This is a genomic window from Piezobacter thermophilus (assembly GCF_055386745.1).
Genome location: NZ_AP042380.1, coordinates 1,994,872 through 2,011,530, shown reverse-complemented (window position 1 = coordinate 2,011,530; position 16,659 = coordinate 1,994,872). Strand labels below are relative to the sequence as shown.

The window sequence follows — 16,659 nt, the reverse complement described above, 5'->3', positions numbered from 1 at the left end:
AGCTTGCAACGGCGGGGTTGATCGCATGGTCGGGCGGGGGCTAGACAGGGGGGCAGTGGAGAGGTTCGCAGCGCCGATGACCATCAGCAAGCCATCGCAGAACGATGCCTACGGCCTGATCCTCGAGGCCATCGACATCGGCGAGTTCAAGCCCGGCGACCGGCTGGTCGAAAGCGACCTGGCCGAGCGCTTCGGCATGTCGCGTACCCCGGTGCGCGAGGCCTTGCAGCGGCTTGAAACGCAGTCGCTGCTGGAACGCGACGGGCGGTCGCTGGTGGTGGCGGCGCTCGATCACAACCAGATGGCCGAGCTTTACGTCGTTCGGCGGGAGCTGGAGGCGCTGGCGGCGCGGCTGGCGGCGCGGCACGCCACCGAGGAGGAAATCCGCGTGCTGCGCGAACTGGTGGAAGAGGATGATGCGCTGGTGAACGATCCGCAGGCGCTCAGCCGCGCCAACCGGCGCTTTCACGAACAGATCCATCTGGCCTCGCACAACCGCTACCTGGTGCAGCAGCTGAAGCTGGTGCACCGGACCATGGCGCTGATGGCCACAACGTCGCTGGCGGCGCGGGGGCGCGGCGAACTGGCGCAGAAGGAACATGCCGCGATCGTCGATGCCATCGCCCGGCGTGACGAAGAGGCCGCGGCGCGGGCCATTCACGACCACATCTCGGCGGCCTTCGTGACCCGGCTGAAACAGGACGCGGACAAGCGCGAGCGCGGCTGAGCGTTCAACGCATGTCCCCGTCGTCGTTCGCTCCTGTTTCGGCCCCTGTTTCGGCCCCCGTTTCCGCCTCGGCCTGCCCGTGCTGGGTCTTGTCCCAGAAATGCGGGCGCAGGCACAGTTCGACCAGCGCCTTGTAGGCCGCCACCACGCCCAGCGGATAGTAGAACATCATGCTCGGCAGCCACGGGATCAGGAACCGCCGGCGCGCGGCCGACACGGCCACGAAACCGACCGCCAACCCCAGCGCCTCGACCCCGATGAGCATTCCCATTGCCGATTGAAGCAGGCCTTGCGGGACGATGCCCTGCGCCGGATGCGGCAGGCCCAGGGTCATCGGCCAGAACGACCACAGCACCGGCGCCAGCAGGAACTGCCCCAGCGTGCCCAGGAAGAAGGCCTGCACGCCGAGGAAACGCAATGTGCCCAGGTCGCGCCACAGCGCCACGGGGCGGCGCATGTGGACCAGCCAGGTGACCATGAACCCCTTGAGCCAGCGCGAGCGCTGCTTCACCCAGGGCCAGGCGCGGTGATTGGCCTCCTCGAAGGTGACGGTGTCGATCACCTCGGTGCGCCAGCCCGCCCGCGCCAGCCGCAGGCCCAGCTCGGCATCCTCGGTGACGTTGTGGGCATCCCAGCCGCCGACCTCTTCCAGCACGGGTCGGCGGATGAACATGGTGGTGCCCCCCAGCGGCACCACCAGCCCCAGCCGGGCGATTCCGTGCAACAGCACCCGGAACCAGCCGGAATATTCGATGGTGAAGCAGCGCGCGCGCCAGTTGCTGCGCGGATTGTAGAAGTCGAGGATCCCCTGCAGGCAGGCCACGTCGGCCGGGGCCTGCGCGAAGCGGCGGACCACCCGCTCGATCTGGTCCGGCTGTGGCGCGTCCTCGGCATCCCACACGCCGATGATCTCGCCCCGGCAGAAGTCGAGCGCGTAGTTCATCGCCCGCGGCTTGGTGGTCAGCCCGCCATCCGGGGGCACCTCGACGATGCGCATCCAGGGCGGCAGGTCCGCCCGCGCCAGCGCATCGCGGGTCACATCGTCGGCGTGTTCCAGCACCAGCACCACGTCCAGCAGCGCCTTGGGATAGCTCAGCCGCTCCAGCCGTCGGACCAGGACGCCGGCGATTTCGCGCTCGTGGTAGAGGGGCACCATGACCGACACTTTCGGCAGGAAGGTCGGCGGGGGGGCGTCGGATGCCGGGGCCTCGGGGGCTTCCGGGGCGGTCAGATGACCGTGGCTGGCCAGGTGGGCAAGGAAGCCGGCCAGGCGCAGGGCGGAAAACAGCACCAGGCTGAGGAAGGTCAGCGCCACGACCACCGCCAGAGCCCAGTCGGGGCGCAGCGCAAGCGATGCGACGACCACCCCTGCGGCGACGATCATCGGCAGGCGCCGGGCCGGGGTCCAGCCCCGGCAGCTGAACCGGTCCGGTGCCCGGGTGCTGGCGGCGCGGGCCAGTTCGGGCGCATGGGCGCGGGCGATGGCGTTCTGGATCTCGGGCTCGGGGGCGAGGACCGGAGCAAGGGCGGCGTCGATATCCTCCAGCTCGGCCCGCAGCTGCTCGAACCGGTGGGGGCGGGCGGTGGCGATCAGCACCACCGGTCCGCGCCGTTGCCACGGCACCGCGCCGTGGCGCAGCCAGAATTGCGGCGGGCGCAGAGCCGTCAGATCCGGGTCGGGCGGGGTGGCGGCAAGATCGGCCCGTTCGGCCCCGAACTGCTCGGCGAGAGCGTCCAGGACGTCTTCCTCTCCGGCGTGGCCCTCGGCCACCAGGATTTCGCCGATCGGGGCGTTGAGGCGAAGCTGAAGCTGCAGCGCCTCGACCAGCTGGGCGCGGGTGATGGCGCCGCGCTCCACCAGCAGCCGCCCCAGTGGCAGCGGCCGCGAAGGCGTCGCGTCGGGACCGGAACCGGGCTGGCCCCGCGCGGCGGGAACCGCACGGGAAGGGGACCGTTTCAGGGCGCGGGGGTCGCTCATCGGCAGCTCCGTCAGGGATTGCCGCGAGCGTTGCAATCATAAGGTTAACAGGAGATTAACCACAGGTTGCAAAAGGTAAATGGGCCGGGTTGCCGGAGCGACAGGATCTGTCCGCCGTCCTGCGGGTGCACAGGGCGACAGGGCGGCTCAGGCCGCCTGCTTGCGGGCGGCCATGGCGGCGGCGAAGCGTTCGAACAGGTAGAAGCTGTCCTGCGGGCCGGGGCTGGCCTCGGGGTGATATTGCACCGACCAGACCGGGCGATCTACCACGCGGATGCCGCAATTGGACCCGTCGAACAGCGAGCGGTGGGTCTCCACCACCCCCTCGGGCAGGGTCTGCGCGTCCACCGCGAAGCCGTGGTTCATGGAGGTGATTTCCACCTTGCCGGTTTCGAGATCCTTCACCGGGTGGTTGGCGCCGTGATGGCCGTGGTTCATCTTGACCGTCTTCGCCCCCAGCGCCAGCGCCAGCATCTGGTGGCCGAGGCAGATGCCGAAGACCGGCAGATCGGTGGAATCGAGGATCTCGCGAATCATCGGCACCGCATATTCGCCGGTCGCCGCCGGGTCGCCGGGGCCGTTGGACAGGAACACCCCGTCGGGATCGTGGGCCAGCACCTCGGCCGCGGTGGCCGTGGCCGGCAGCACGGTGACGTCGCAGCCGGCGCTGGCCAGGCAGCGCAGGATGTTGCGCTTGGCGCCATAGTCCAGCGCCACCACCCGGTGCACCGGGTCTTTCTGCCGCGCATAGCCTTCGGGCCAGGCCCAGCGCATCTCGTCCCAGCGGTAGGACTGGCGGCAGGTGACCCTTTTCGCCAGATCCATGCCTTCGAGCCCGGCAAAGCCGCGGGCGGCGGCCACCAGGGCGGCGAGGTCGAAATCGCCCTGCGGGTCATGGGCCAGCGCCACATGCGGGGCGCCCTGCTGGCGGATGGCGCGCGTCAGCCGGCGGGTGTCCACACCGCCGATGGCGATGCGGCCGCGTCGGGTCAGCCAGCTGCGCAGGTCTTCGCTGGCGCGCCAGTTGGAGGGCTCGGTCGGGTCCCACCTGACCACCATGCCCTCGGCCACCGGCTCGGCGGTTTCGTCGTCTTCCGGGTTCACCCCCACATTGCCGATATGGGGAAAGGTGAAGGTGATGACCTGCCCGGCATAGGAGGGGTCGGTCATGATCTCCTGATAGCCGGTCATGGCGGTGTTGAAGCACAGCTCGGCCACCACCTGCCCGGTGGCCCCGAAGCCGGTGCCGTAGAACACGGTTCCATCGGCAAGGGCGAGGCAGGCGGTGGGCTTTGTCGGGGCGGTCGGGGCCATGGGGTGTCTCCGGGCGCTGTGTCGGGGCTGCAAATCGCCGGATACCTAAGGGGCCGGCGGGGCCGGGTCAAGGGCGGGCGGGGCTACTGCCCGCGAAGCAGCGGGACGGCAAGGCGGTGCAGCAGCGGAAGGGCGGCAAGGGCAAGCCAGGCCACCGCCAGGCTGCCGAGCGTCCCGCCGGTCGCGCCGAAGGCGGGGAAGGTGAGGGGAACAGACAGGATGTAGGAAACCAGCGCCACCAGTCCCACCGGAAAGTGGCGCAGCATGGCGCCCACGATCTCGCGCCCGTAGGTGATGTGGATGATGACGAGAAGCGGCAGGAGATTCATGGGAAACCCGATCAGAAGCCCCTTCCATTCCGGCCCGAGCACCCGGGCGAGCTGGATCACCGTCACCACCAGCGCCGCCGACGCCCCGGCCCGCAGGAGCATGAGCCGGATCGTCATCCGCACCCTGTTTTCCACTTTCAGCACCCGGCTGCGCCGGATCAGGAAGCGGCGTGCGGCAAGGGTGGCGGCAAGGGTCATGGCCAAGGCTAGCAGGGTGGACATGGACAGCACGCTCAGCGGCAGTGCCACCGCGAGAAAGCCGCCCACACAGGCGGCGACGGCGGGCAGGGGCTGAAGGCGGCGGGTGACGCCGGCGCCCCACAGATAGGCGCAGGCCGAGGCCAGCGTCGCGCTCAGCCCGGCCACCGCATGGGGCACGCTTTCCACGACGACGGGCACGCCCTGCGCCCGGCCGACGAAGAAATAGACCAGCACCACCCCCAATGGCGTGCCCGAAAGCAGCCCCGAGACGCGGGGGCTGACGAATTCGGTCAGCAGCGACAGGGCCAGGACGATCACGCCCGAGGCGATCGCCTCGACGGCCAGGGTCGAAAGGGTCAATTTCCAGCCTCAGCCATCGGGAGGGCCATAGCCGCCACCGCCAGGGGTTTCGATGACGAACACGTCGCCCGGCGACATGGCGATGCTGGCGGTGGGGCCCAGCTCCTCCACCCGGCCGTCGGCGCGTTCGACAAGGTTGCGCCCGCATTGCCCGGCTTCGCCGCCGGCCATGCCGTAGGGCGGCACCTTGCGGTGGCCGGACAGGATCGCGGCGGACATCGCCTCGCGGAACTCGATCCGGCGGATGGTGCCGTTGCCGCCCCGCCAGCGCCCGCGCCCGCCCGAGCCGTGGCGGATCGCGAAAGAGCGCAACAGCACCGGGAAGCGGAACTCCAGCACCTCGGGGTCGGTCAGGCGCGAATTGGTCATGTGGGTGTGCACCGCATCGGTGCCGTCGAAGCCCTCGCCCGCGCCCGAGCCGCCACAGATGGTTTCGTAATACTGGTAGCGGTCGTTGCCGAAGGTGAAGTTGTTCATCGTCCCCTGCGATGCCCCCATCGCCCGCAGCGCACCATAAAGCGCATCCGTTACCGCCTGGCTGGTCTCCACATTACCCGCCACCACCGCCGCCGGGTGGCGCGGCGCCAGCATGGAGCCTTCGGGGATGACGATCCTGATCGGCTTGAGGCAGCCCTCGTTCATCGGGATATCGTCATCCACCAGCGTGCGGAAGACATACAGCACCGCCGCCCGGACCACCGCCGAAGGCGCGTTGAAGTTGGAAGGCAGCTGCGCCGAGGTGCCGGTGAAATCGACCGTCGCGCTGCGGGCGTTCCTGTCGATGTCGATGCGCACCCGGATCACGCCGCCGCAATCCATCGGGTATTCGAATGCGCCCGGCTGCAGCACGTCCAGCACCCGGCGCACGCTTTCCTCGGCATTGTCCTGGACGTGCCCCATATAGGCGTGAACCACTTCCAGCCCGAAGTGATCGACCATCTTCCACAGCTCCTGCGCGCCGCGGGCATTGGCGGCGATCTGGGCCTTGAGATCGGCGATGTTGTAGTCGGGGTTGCGCGCGGGATATTTCCCCGAGCCGAGCAACGCGCGCAGGGGGGCTTCGAGGAACACGCCCCGGTCCACGATCTGGAAATCGGTGATCAGGACACCTTCTTCCTCCAGTGTCGTGGAATCGGGCGGCATCGAGCCGGGCGTGCGCCCGCCGATATCGGCCTGGTGGCCGCGCGAGGCGGTGTAGAACAGCACCTCGCGCCCGTCGCGGTCGAAGACGGGCGTCACCACGGTCACGTCGGGCAGGTGGGTGCCGCCGCGATAAGGGTCGTTGAGCGCATAGACATCGCCGGGGCGCATCTCGTCCCGGCGGTCGCGGATGATGGTGCGCACGCTTTCGCTCATCGAGCCCAGATGCACCGGCATGTGGGGGGCGTTGGCCACCAGATTGCCCGTCGCGTCGAACACTGCGCAGGAGAAATCCAGCCGTTCCTTGATGTTGACCGAATAGGCGGTGTTCTCCAGCGTCGCGCCCATCTGCTCGGCAATCGACATGAACAGGTTGTTGAAGATTTCCAGCATCATCGGGTCGGCGCTGGTGCCGATGGCGATGCGTTCGGGGCGCGGGGCGACGCGGCTCAGAACCAGGTGTTCACGCGTCGTCACCTCGGCCCGCCAGCCGGGATCGACCACCGTGGTGCCGACCGGATCGACGATCACCGCCGGCCCGTCCACCCGGTCGCCGGGGCACAGCCGGGCGCGGTCGATGAACGGCACCGGCGTGGCGCGGCCCTCGAGATGCACCCGGTGGCGGGCCATGACCGGCACCTCGCGCGGGGAGATGAGCGGGTGTTCGGGCTCGTCGATGCGGGTCATCTTCCCCACCACCTCGACCGAGAGTGCCTCGATCACCATCTCGCGCCCCTCGACCACGAAGCCGAAGCGCGCCTTGTGCGCCTCGAGAAAGCGCCGCTTCAGCCCCTCGGCATCATCGCGCGCCACCACCAGCGCGGTGTCGGTGCCGGCATAGCGCACATGGCAGGAGTGGCGCAGTTCCATGTCCGCCCGGGCGATGTCCTGCGCCTCCAGCTCGGCCATGGCGGCCTCGCTCAGCGCGGCGAAGCGGGGGGCAAGCGCGGCAATGGTTTCCTCGTTCAGCGGCTGTTCCACCGCCTCGTCGCGCAGGGCGCGCACATCCGCCAGCCCCATGCCATAGGCCGACAGCACCCCGGCCAGAGGATGCACGAACACCCGGTTCATGGACAGCGCATCGGCCACCTGGCAGGCATGCTGCCCGCCGGCGCCGCCAAAGCAGTTGAGCGTGTATTCGGTCACGTCATAGCCGCGCTGGACAGAGATCTTCTTGATCGCGTTGGCCATGTTCTCGACCGCGATCTTCAGGAAGGCCTCGGCCAGCGCCTCGCCACTCATCTTCCTGCCGGTGGCGTCCGAGACCTCCCGGGCCAGGGCGGTGAATTTCTCCACCACCACCTCGCGGTCCAGGGGCTGGTCGGCATTCGGGCCGAAGACATGGGGGAAGTGGTCCGGGTGGATCCGGCCCAGCATCACGTTGCAGTCGGTAACCGTCAGCGGCCCGCCCCGGCGGTAGCAGGCAGGCCCCGGATTGGCGCCCGCCGAATCGGGGCCGACGCGAAAGCGGGCACCGTCGAAATGCAGGATCGAGCCGCCTCCGGCGGCGACGGTGTGGATCGACATCATCGGCGCGCGCATCCGCACGCCGGCGACCTCGGTCTCGAAGGCGCGTTCGTATTCGCCGGCATAGTGGCTGACATCGGTCGAGGTGCCGCCCATGTCGAAGCCGATCAGCTTGCCGAATCCGGCCATCTCGCCGGTGCCGACCATGCCCACCACGCCGCCCGCCGGCCCCGACAGGATCGCGTCCTTGCCCTGGAAACGGTGGGCATCGGTCAGCCCGCCTGAGGACTGCATGAACATCAGCCGGGTGCCGCGCAGCTCCTGCTCGACCTGATCGACATAGCGGCGCAGGATCGGCGAGAGATAGGCATCGACCACCGTGGTATCGCCGCGGCTGACCAGCTTCATCAGCGGCGCCACCTGGTAGCTGGCCGACACCTGCGTGAAGCCGACCTCGCGGGCGATGCGGGCGGCTTCGGCCTCGTGGGCGGGGTGGGCCCAGGCATGCATGAACACGATGGCCACGGCGCGGATGCCGTCATCAAGGGCGGCCTGCAGCGCGGCGCGGGCGGCCTGCGCGTCGAAGGGGGTCAGCTCCTCGCCCTGCGCGGTGAAGCGCCCCGGCACCTCGGCCACCCGCGCATAGAGCATCTCGGGCAGGACGATATGGCGGTCGAACAGCCGCGGGCGGTTCTGATAGGCAATGCGCAGCGCATCGCGGAAGCCTTCGTTGACGATCAGCAGCGTGCGGTCGCCCTTGCGCTCCAGCAGCGCGTTGGTGGCCACCGTGGTGCCCATCTTGACCGCCTCGATGCGGTCGGTGGGGATCGGCTGCCCCTTTGGCACGCCCATCAGCTCGCGGATGCCCTGCACCGCCGCGTCGCGGTATTGTTCGGGGTTTTCGCTCAGCAGCTTGGCGGTGACGATGGTCCCGTCGGGGCGGCGGCCGACGATATCGGTGAAGGTGCCGCCACGGTCGATCCAGAACTGCCACTTGCCGGTCTGTGCGCGGGTTTCGCTCATGGATGCGTGTCTCCGTTTTTCCGGTGCCGGCGGGGCCGGGCCGGGCGGGTTCGGGTTGGTGTCCGGGGCATTTGCCTCAATAGAACAGGCCGGGCAACCACAGGGCCAGTTCGGGGAAGGCGATCAGCACCGCGATCATGGCCAGCATGGTCAGGACGAAGGGGGTGGCGCCGATCATCACGTCCTTGAGCTCTCCGCGCGAGCGGATCGACTGCACCACGAACAGGTTGATGCCGATGGGCGGGGTAATCAGCGCGGTTTCCAGCAGCACCATCAGCAGCACCCCGAACCAGACCGGATCATATCCCATCTGCACGACGATGGGGGTGATGATGGTGGCGGTGGTGATCAGCATGGAGAAGGTTTCCATGAAGCAGCCCAGCACCAGGTAGAAGGCGACCACCAGCAGGATGGTTCCCAGCGGCCCCAGCCCGAGGCTGACGATGGCGTCGGTCAGGATGGTGGTCAGCCCCACGGCGGCCAGCACGAAGTTGAGAAACACCGCCGCCACGATGATGAACATGATGATGCCGGTGGTGCGCATGGTGCCGCGGAATACCGCTGCCAGCATCTCCAGCGACAGGCTGCGATGCGCCGCCGCCAGGATCAGCGCCGCCACCACCCCCAGCGAGGCGGCCTCGGTCGGGGTGGCCCAGCCGGCATAGATCGACCCCACCACGATCAGGAAGATGAAGATCGGCGGCAGCAGGTGGGGCAGGGCGGCGATGCGCTCGGCCCAGCTGTATCTGACCCGCCGGCCGCCCCATTCGGGGCGGATGACGCAGGCGGCCGCCACCGTGCCCATGAACAGCGCCGCCAGCAGGAAGCCGGGGATGAAACCGGCAAGGTAGAGCTCGGACACCGAGGTGTTGGTCAGCAGCCCGTAGACGATCAGGTTGATCGAGGGCGGGATGAGTGAGAATGCCCAGCGTGCCGCCGGCGGCGATGGTGCCCAGGAACAGCGGCGCGTTGTAGCCGTGCCGGGCCATCTCGGGCTCGGCCACGGTGCCGATGGTGGCGGCGGTGGCCACCGACGACCCCGAGGTCGCCGCGAACAGCGCGCAGGATCCCACATTGGCGTGCATGAGCCCTCCGGGCAGCCATGACAGCCATTTGGCCAGCGCGTCATACATCCGCGCCGCCACGCCCGAGCGCAGCAGCAGCTCTCCCAGCATCACGAACATGGGGATGGCGACCAGCAGGAATTCGGTCGAGGTGCCCCAGGCCATGTCGCCGATGGCGCGGTGCACGGGCATGCGCGAATAGATCGCGCCCAGAGCAAGCCCCAGCCAGCCGAGACTGGCCGCGACCGGAACCGAAAGGACGATCAGGGCGACGAGGATCAGAACCGCGACAGCCAGCATCGGCCTACACCCCGCCGCCGGTATTGCCGGGCTTGCCGTCGGCGCCCAGCTCTTCCTCGATCTCCTCGGTGATCGAGGGCACGCCGGCCAGCTTCTCGACCTCGTCCCAGCGCCCGCGCAGCAGTTTCCACAGCACCATGACGGTCAGCGCAAGGGCGGTGAATGTGGCCAGTGCCAGCCCGGCGAACCACGCCGTCTGCGGCAGCGCCAGCGGCGTCTGCAGGGGCGTGATCGCGCGCGAGCCATAGCGGAAGGCATCCGCGACCAGCCCCCAGGCGAACCATGTGAGCACCAGGAAGTAGCCGGCGGTTGCCGCGATGGCGATCAGGTCGAGAACCCGCCGCGCCTTCACGGGCAGCAGGTTGTAGACCAGATCGATGCGGATATTGGACCGCGAGACCAGCGCATAGCTGAAGGCGCAGGCGGTGGCGGCGGCGAAGATGTAGCCCGAGATTTCATCGGCGCCGGCGATCGAGATGTTGAGCAGCTTGCGGGTGATGACGTCATAGGTGACCAGCAGCGCGGCAGCCAGCAGCGCCCAGCCGCCAAGCTGCACGATCAGCGCGACGAGTCGTTCATATGCCCTGGGCATTTGCGGTTCCTCGCCTTCTGGACGGGTTTCGTTCGGCAGGGGAAGAGGTGCGGCCGACCCCGGATCGTCCGGGTGCCGGCCGCGCCGGGTGCGGGGTCAGTCGGCCCTGGCCGTCATGCCCAGAACCTTGCCCACGGTCTGGTTCCAGGTTTCGGCGCAGTCCGGGCCGCAGCGCCTGGCCCAGCGGGCAAGGATCACCTCCTGGGCGATCCGGTCGCGGGCGGCAAGGTCTTCCTCGGTCGGGGTGACCAGGGTCATGCCGCCGGTGGGCGCGTCGGGCGCAACCGGGCAGCTGTCGCCGGTCAGGCACTGGATCGCCACGTCGTCCTCCTTGGCGGTTTCGGCCCACATCCGGTCGGTCAGCTCGTCAAGCCGCGCCTTGAGGTCGGCCTGCTGCTCGGGGGTCATGGAGTTCCACTTGTCCATGTTCATGGCGCCGAAGGCCAGCCCCCAGCCCACGCGCATGGTATAGGCGTAATCGGCCGCCTGATACCACTTGGCGGTATAGGCGGACATGGTGCCGGTGATGCCGCAGTCCACCACGCCCTTTTCCAGCGCCGGGATCACCTCGCCGAAGGGCACGGTGACCGAGGTGCCGCCCACGCCTTCCACGAAATCGCCCAGCGTGGTGGAATAGACGCGGATCTTCTTGCCCTTCAGATCGGCCAGCCCCCGGATCTCGGGCTTGCAGTAGAGGATCTGGCTGGGGAAGGGGTAGAGTTGCAGCAGCTTGGCGTTGTAGATCTCGGCGAAGGCCTTTTCCAGCACCGGGAAATAGGCCTCGGCGACCTTGCGCTCGGTCTCGATGTCCTGGGTGACGGCGGCGAGATCCCCGCCTTCGAACACCGCGTCCTCGGCCGCCACATAGCCGGGCAGGCCGTAGGCGTAGTCGAACACGCCCTGCTTGAGCAGGCGCATGATCTCGAACCCCTTGAGGCCGAATTCGGAATAGGACCCGATGGTCGAGATGAACTGCCCGCCGCTGGCCTTGGGCAGGCCGCGCCAGAAGGGCGCTTCGCGGTTGTTGTAGTTGGTCATCGAGTTCCAGGTGCCGATGACGTTGATCTTGACGGGGTGTCCGCCGGCAAGGGCCGCTCCGGCCACAAGCAGCGAGGCCGCCGTGGCGGCACCCAGGTTGCGCAGTGTCTTGAACATGGTTCTCCTCCGAGTTGGTCTGGTTGGATATCGTTCGAACGGGTCAGGTCATGCGGTCGGCGGCCGCGTGCACCGGGATGTCGGTGACAAGCATCCTGCCGGGCGAATGGGTGATGCAGACGGGCGGGCGGGCGTTGCGGACGGCCACCTGCGGGGTCACGCCGCAGGCCCAGAAGACGGGGATCTCGCCGGGGCGGAATTCGGTCGGATCGCCCCAGTCGGGCCGGGAAATGTCGCGGATGCCGATTTCCGCCGGGTCGCCCAGGTGAACCGGGGTTCCATGGGCCTCGGGAAAGCGGCCGGTGATCTGGACCGCCCGGATCGCGTCGCGGGTCGTCATCGGCCGCATGGACACGACCATCTCGCCCGAAAACGGGCCGGCGGGGACGGTCTGGATGCTGGTGCGATACATGGAAACGGTGCGGTCCTGCTCGATATGGCGCAGGCGGATGCCCTCGGCCATCAGCGCCTCTTCGAAGGAAAACGAGCATCCCAGGACGAAGGTCACGAAATCGTCCCGCCACAGATCGGCGATCTGCTCTCTTTGCTCGACCAGTTTTCCGTCGCGGAAGACGTTGTAGCCGCCCAGATCGGTGCGGATGTCGATGTCGGTGCCCAGCGTCGGCAGGCCCGGGTCGCCCCGGTCGGACACGCCTACCAGCGGGCAGGGCTTGGGATTGCGCTGGCAGAAGCGGAAGAAGTCCTCGGCCAGCTCGCCGGGCAGGATGGCGACATTGCCCTGAAGATGGCCCGGCGCCATGCCCGCAGTGTGCCCGCTCAGTTCGCCGGCGCGGATGCGGGCGCGAATCTCGGCCGGCGCCGCATGGCGCAGCGCCTCGGGGATGCCCGGACCCGAGCCGGAAGACGATTGTCGGGGACGCATCGTGATAACGCTCCCTTCCCTTGCAGATGTCTCGCTGACCTTTGCACAGGGTTGCCACTGCGTCCAATTATCTGTTTTTGTGTTTAACGATAAAAATATTTTATCAGTAAGAAGGGTTCACCGGACAACGCCCGTTACCGGCGGGTGGCGTCGAAGCGGGCGGCGGCCACCGCGGCCAGCTGCGCGAAACGCTCCAGCGCCGGGCGGAACGGAACCGTCGGCCAGGAGGCGGTGAACACCAGGTCCGAGGGCTGCCAGTCGCATTCCAGCGCCTGCAGCTGCCCGCCTTCGATTTCGCCGCGGATGGTTTCCAGCGGCAGCACCGCCACCCCCAGCCCGTCCACCGCCATGCGCTTGATCGCCGCCAGCGACGACGACGGCGAGATCCGCGCCGGCGGGCCGTCGGCGCGCCGCAGCCGGTTGCGGATCTCGACGAAGGGGCGGGTGTTGCGGGCAAATGTCAGGATCCGGTGCTGCGCGAGCGTCTCGACCGCATGGGGCCCCGGCGGCAGGCCCAGCCGCGGGCTTGCCGCCCAGACCAGCGGATAGGAACACAGCTGCAGGTTGTCGATCTCATGGGCCGAGACCGGACCCAGGAGGATCCCCAGGTCCAGACTGCGCGCGGCCAGCTCGTCGCGCAGGTTGACGGTGACATCCACCGACAGTTCGACGCTGAGGCCGGGAGCCATGTCATGGGCCCGGCGCAAGAAATCGGGCAGCCATGTGTGGACGATGGTTTCCGACACGCCAAGGCGCAGGATGCCGGCTTCGGCCTCGGCCTCGGCCGACTGCGCGCGCAGCTGGTCGGCCATCCAGATCACCTTTTCCGCATAGGGCACGATGGTCTGGCCGAAGGCGGTCAGCGTCACGCTGCGCGGGCCGCGCTCGAACAACCTGTTTCCCAGCGTGAGTTCCAGCGCGTTGATACGCGACGACACCGCCGGCTGGGTGGTGTTGAGCCGCTCGGCCGCCTTGCGGAAGCTGCCAAGCGTCGCCACCCACAGAAAGGTTTCCAACTGGTTGAGTTTCAAATCGCACCCCCGTCGGCATGGCAATGACAGCCGGGGAAGAATACACGTCCCCCGCCTGCGCTCAACGCGCAAGCGGGCACGGGACCGCGCGCGGGGCCGGTCGTGGTCCGGTCGCCGGAGGGTGCCGCCGCAGGGGCGGTGTCAGGCGACGTTCTGAAGCTGCACGCGTGGTGCGACCCCGAGGGCATGACACACGTCGCGGGTCAGCTCGGGGCGGTTGAGGGTGTAGAAATGCAGCTGCTCGACGCCTTCGTCGATCAGCTCGCTGCACAGTTCGGCGCAGATGGCGGTGGCCAGCAGGTCCTCGCGCCCGTCGCGCAGCGCCTTTTCGAAGGCATCGTCCAGCCATTGTGGCACCCGCGCGCCGCAGCGGCGGGCGAAGTTGCGCGCGCCCTTCCAGTTCTCGATCGGCAGGATGCCGGGGGTGATCCGCGCCGGGTCGATCCCCGCCTTCGCGCAGTCGTCGCGAAAGCGCAGGAAGGTCTCGGCCTCGAAGAAGAACTGGGTCAGGGCCTCGTCGGCACCGGCGTCCAGCTTGCGCTTGAGCCAGGCGATATCGGCCTCGCGGCTGGCGGCCTCGGGGTGGACATCGGGGTAGGCGCCGACGCGGATGGAGAAATCGCCGGTGGCGGCGAGCGCCTCGATCAGCTCGATCGAGCTGGAGAACCCTTCGGGGTGGGGGGTGAATTTCCCCTCGCCCTTGGGCGGGTCGCCGCGCAGGGCGACGATCTCGCGCACGCCGGCGGCGGCAAAGTCGCGGGCGATGGCCAGGGTTTCCTCGCGGGTGGCGTTGACGCAGGTCAGATGCGCGGCCACGTTCAGGCCCGAATGCTGGTGGATGGCCGCCACTGCCTCGCGGGTGAGTTCCCGCGTGGTGCCGCCGGCGCCATAGGTGACCGAGACGAAACGCGGCCCCAGCGGCGCCAGCGCCTGCACCGTGTCCCACAGCCGGAACGAACCGGCCAGATTCTGCGGCGGGAAGAATTCGAAGGAAACGGCGGGAACGGTCATGGGCTCTGATCCTCGTGATTTGCGCCCTTGTCGCATATCCGGCATTGTGAGACAAATTCATTATCCTCAAGAACAACATGAGTGAAACCGGGATATGCATATCGAGTTCCGGCATCTGCGGACGATCAAGGCGATCCATGACTGCGGCGGGCTGGCGCGCGCGGCCGAGCAGCTCAACATCACCCAGAGCGCGCTGAGCCACCAGATCAAGGGGCTTGAGGATCAGGCGGGGGTGGAGCTTTTCGTGCGCCGCTCCAAGCCGTTGAAGCTGTCGGCGGCGGGGATGCGGCTTTTGCGGCTGGCCGAGCGGATCCTGCCGCAGATCGAGGCGGCGCAGGCGGAGTTCGCCTCGCTTCGGGGCGGGCAGTCGGGGCGGCTGCACATTGCCATCGAATGCCATGCCTGTTTCGAATGGCTGCTGCCGGTGCTCGAGGCCTTCCGCCGCAGCTGGCCGGATGTGGACGTGGACATCAGGCCGGGGCTTGCCTTTGATGCGATGCCGGCGCTGATGAAGGAAGAGGTGGATCTGGTGATCTCCTCCGATCCCGAGGATCTGCCCGGGGTGGAATTCGTGGAGCTGTTCGAATATTCGCCGGTCTTCGTGGCCGCGGCGCAGCACCCGCTGGCGGCGCGGCCCTGGATCGAGGCCGAGGATTTCCGCGGCGAAACCCTGATCACCTACCCGGTGGAGCGTGCCCGCCTTGACGTGTTCAGCCAGCTTCTGATCCCGGCCGGGGTCGAGCCGGCAGCGATCCGGCAGGTGGAGCTGACCGCGGTAATCCTGCTGCTGGTGGCCTCGAACCGGGGCGTTTCGGTTCTGCCCGACTGGGTGGTGCGCGAGGTCAAGTATTCCTCGGACTACGTGACGCGGCCGCTGACGAAGGACGGGATCACCCGCCGCCTTTATGCTGCGGTGCGCAGCGAGGACCGGGACAAGCCCTTCATGCAGGAGCTGATCCGGCTGGCCGGGCAGGAGGCGCGGCGCCTGCAACGGGCCTGAGCGCGGCGGGCGGGGGCTCAGCCCTTTGGCCGGCCCACCGCGATCAGCCCCATCCTGCGGGCGGAGGCCAGCGACAGGATGCCCGAATCCAGCCCCTGCGGCTTCTGATAGCGGCGGATGGCGGCGCGGGTGCGGGCGTCCATCTCGCCATTGACCGGCCCCCGGTAAAGCCCCCGCGCGGCCAGCGCCCGCTGGACCGAGGCGATGAAATCGGGCGTCATCTGCGCTTCGCAGGGGGTTTCGAACCAGGTTTCCCGGCGCTCCTTCACGATCTTCTGGGTGGTTTCGGTCCGATAGGCTGCGGGTCGGGTGACAGAGCCGTCGGGCCGGGTCTCGGCGGGCCGGATCAGCCTCTGTTCGGTCACGGTCTCGATCACCGCGGGGCTGACATGGCGGCCCCAGCAGGTGCCGGGGGCGGCGCCGGGCGGGGCGGCGATCGTGGTTCGGGTCAGGGGCGGTTCGGTCAGCGCCGCCGGGTCCGGGATCTGCGCGGCGCAGCCGGCAAGGGCCGCGCAAAGCGCCAGCGCGCCGGATCTGATGCGGGGTCTGGACATGCTCGGGCCTCGTGGGTGGGGCGCGCTTTCGCGGCGCTTTTCCGGCCAGCTTAGCGCAAGTCGTGCGCCGGCGCAAAGGTTGCGGTGGGGTCGAGCAGCAGGTCGAGCATGTGGGAGATGTCCTCGATCCGCTCGGCGATCACATGGGTCACCGAATTGGCCCGTTGCAGACGCCCCGTCACCCGCAGCATCCTTCCCGCCACCACCGCCCGGCGAAAGCGCGCGTGGACCTTGCGCCAGACGATGACATTCACCACCCCGGTTTCGTCCTCGAGGGTGAGGAAAATCGTCCCCCCGGCGGTGCCGGGACGCTGGCGCACGATCACCAGCCCGGCCACGGCGACCCGTGCGCCCGCGGGCGGCTCGTCCAGCCGCGCCGCCACCAGGCAGGCGGGCGGGCGGGGCCAGTCGTGCGGGCGGAACGGGGCAGGAGCAGTCATGTGAACGAAAATAGAACACGAGCCGGGATTGTCCAGCGCCCACATATCCGTGATGCAAATGGGGCTGGCCCCCGCGCCCGGCCTTGTCTA

13 protein-coding genes and 1 pseudogene are annotated in these 16,659 nt (G+C 68.5%); 2 read left to right on the top strand and 12 right to left on the bottom strand.

Features of this window, described 5'->3' with window-relative positions:
- Nucleotides 1-76: 76 nt before the first annotated feature.
- The gene (locus ACZ5CM_RS09795; RefSeq protein ID WP_464638113.1) at nucleotides 77-727 is read left to right on the top strand and encodes a GntR family transcriptional regulator; all 651 of its coding nucleotides are present in this window, start codon (nucleotides 77-79) and stop codon (nucleotides 725-727) included.
- Nucleotides 728-731: 4 nt separating this feature from the next.
- On the opposite strand, the gene ACZ5CM_RS09790 is transcribed toward ACZ5CM_RS09795, so the two are convergent.
- The 10 genes and pseudogenes from ACZ5CM_RS09790 to metF form a co-directional block, all read right to left on the bottom strand.
- Nucleotides 732-2,705: a glycosyltransferase gene (locus ACZ5CM_RS09790; RefSeq protein WP_464638111.1), complete on the bottom strand. Its 1,974-nt coding sequence runs from the start codon at nucleotides 2,703-2,705 to the stop codon at nucleotides 732-734.
- Between the two features lie 147 nt (nucleotides 2,706-2,852).
- The gene (gene carA / locus ACZ5CM_RS09785) at nucleotides 2,853-4,019 is read right to left on the bottom strand and encodes a glutamine-hydrolyzing carbamoyl-phosphate synthase small subunit (RefSeq protein ID WP_464638109.1); all 1,167 of its coding nucleotides are present in this window, start codon (nucleotides 4,017-4,019) and stop codon (nucleotides 2,853-2,855) included.
- Between the two features lie 83 nt (nucleotides 4,020-4,102).
- Complete coding sequence (locus ACZ5CM_RS09780) at nucleotides 4,103-4,909, bottom strand: hypothetical protein (protein ID WP_464638107.1); 807 nt, start codon at nucleotides 4,907-4,909, stop codon at nucleotides 4,103-4,105.
- Between the two features lie 9 nt (nucleotides 4,910-4,918).
- Nucleotides 4,919-8,539 (bottom strand): hydantoinase B/oxoprolinase family protein, encoded by a 3,621-nt coding sequence (locus ACZ5CM_RS09775; RefSeq protein ID WP_464638104.1) that lies wholly within the window; start codon nucleotides 8,537-8,539, stop codon nucleotides 4,919-4,921.
- Between the two features lie 76 nt (nucleotides 8,540-8,615).
- Nucleotides 8,616-9,903 (bottom strand): annotated as a pseudogene (locus tag ACZ5CM_RS09770) (TRAP transporter large permease).
- Between the two features lie 4 nt (nucleotides 9,904-9,907).
- Nucleotides 9,908-10,495 (bottom strand): TRAP transporter small permease subunit, encoded by a 588-nt coding sequence (locus ACZ5CM_RS09765; protein WP_464638102.1) that lies wholly within the window; start codon nucleotides 10,493-10,495, stop codon nucleotides 9,908-9,910.
- A 96-nt stretch (nucleotides 10,496-10,591) separates the two neighbouring features.
- Nucleotides 10,592-11,650, bottom strand: a complete 1,059-nt coding sequence (locus tag ACZ5CM_RS09760; protein ID WP_464638100.1) for a TRAP transporter substrate-binding protein — start codon at nucleotides 11,648-11,650, stop codon at nucleotides 10,592-10,594.
- A gap of 43 nt (nucleotides 11,651-11,693) precedes the next feature.
- Nucleotides 11,694-12,533: a putative hydro-lyase gene (locus ACZ5CM_RS09755; protein ID WP_464638098.1), complete on the bottom strand. Its 840-nt coding sequence runs from the start codon at nucleotides 12,531-12,533 to the stop codon at nucleotides 11,694-11,696.
- Nucleotides 12,534-12,667: 134 nt separating this feature from the next.
- A complete protein-coding gene (locus tag ACZ5CM_RS09750; protein ID WP_464638096.1) occupies nucleotides 12,668-13,549 on the bottom strand; it encodes a LysR family transcriptional regulator in 882 nt (293 codons plus the stop codon).
- A 156-nt stretch (nucleotides 13,550-13,705) separates the two neighbouring features.
- On the bottom strand, nucleotides 13,706-14,575 hold the full coding sequence (gene metF, locus ACZ5CM_RS09745) for a methylenetetrahydrofolate reductase [NAD(P)H] (RefSeq protein ID WP_464638094.1): 870 nt from the start codon (nucleotides 14,573-14,575) through the stop codon (nucleotides 13,706-13,708).
- Between the two features lie 94 nt (nucleotides 14,576-14,669).
- Here metF and ACZ5CM_RS09740 point away from each other — a divergent pair, with 94 nt between their 5' ends.
- Entirely contained in the window at nucleotides 14,670-15,575 is a 906-nt protein-coding gene (locus tag ACZ5CM_RS09740) for a LysR family transcriptional regulator (RefSeq protein WP_464638092.1), read from the top strand.
- Nucleotides 15,576-15,592: 17 nt separating this feature from the next.
- On the opposite strand, the gene ACZ5CM_RS09735 is transcribed toward ACZ5CM_RS09740, so the two are convergent.
- Nucleotides 15,593-16,129, bottom strand: coding sequence for a peptidoglycan-binding domain-containing protein (locus ACZ5CM_RS09735; RefSeq protein WP_464638090.1), 537 nt, complete (start codon nucleotides 16,127-16,129; stop codon nucleotides 15,593-15,595).
- A 50-nt stretch (nucleotides 16,130-16,179) separates the two neighbouring features.
- Nucleotides 16,180-16,569, bottom strand: a complete 390-nt coding sequence (locus tag ACZ5CM_RS09730) for an OB-fold nucleic acid binding domain-containing protein (protein WP_464638088.1) — start codon at nucleotides 16,567-16,569, stop codon at nucleotides 16,180-16,182.
- Nucleotides 16,570-16,659: the final 90 nt, after the last annotated feature.

What these genes read in the sequence shown, in the direction of transcription:
- ACZ5CM_RS09790 (WP_464638111.1), bottom strand. Translation starts at nt 2,705, where the DNA reads ATGAGCGACCCCCGCGCCCTGAAACGGTCCCCTTCCCGTGCGGTTCCC.
- ACZ5CM_RS09735 (WP_464638090.1), bottom strand. Translation starts at nt 16,129, where the DNA reads ATGTCCAGACCCCGCATCAGATCCGGCGCGCTGGCGCTTTGCGCGGCC.
- ACZ5CM_RS09795 (WP_464638113.1), top strand. Translation starts at nt 77, where the DNA reads ATGACCATCAGCAAGCCATCGCAGAACGATGCCTACGGCCTGATCCTC.
- ACZ5CM_RS09730 (WP_464638088.1), bottom strand. Translation starts at nt 16,569, where the DNA reads ATGACTGCTCCTGCCCCGTTCCGCCCGCACGACTGGCCCCGCCCGCCC.
- ACZ5CM_RS09740 (WP_464638092.1), top strand. Translation starts at nt 14,670, where the DNA reads ATGCATATCGAGTTCCGGCATCTGCGGACGATCAAGGCGATCCATGAC.
- ACZ5CM_RS09765 (WP_464638102.1), bottom strand. Translation starts at nt 10,495, where the DNA reads ATGCCCAGGGCATATGAACGACTCGTCGCGCTGATCGTGCAGCTTGGC.
- ACZ5CM_RS09755 (WP_464638098.1), bottom strand. Translation starts at nt 12,533, where the DNA reads ATGCGTCCCCGACAATCGTCTTCCGGCTCGGGTCCGGGCATCCCCGAG.
- metF (WP_464638094.1), bottom strand. Translation starts at nt 14,575, where the DNA reads ATGACCGTTCCCGCCGTTTCCTTCGAATTCTTCCCGCCGCAGAATCTG.
- ACZ5CM_RS09775 (WP_464638104.1), bottom strand. Translation starts at nt 8,539, where the DNA reads ATGAGCGAAACCCGCGCACAGACCGGCAAGTGGCAGTTCTGGATCGAC.
- carA (WP_464638109.1), bottom strand. Translation starts at nt 4,019, where the DNA reads ATGGCCCCGACCGCCCCGACAAAGCCCACCGCCTGCCTCGCCCTTGCC.
- ACZ5CM_RS09760 (WP_464638100.1), bottom strand. Translation starts at nt 11,650, where the DNA reads ATGTTCAAGACACTGCGCAACCTGGGTGCCGCCACGGCGGCCTCGCTG.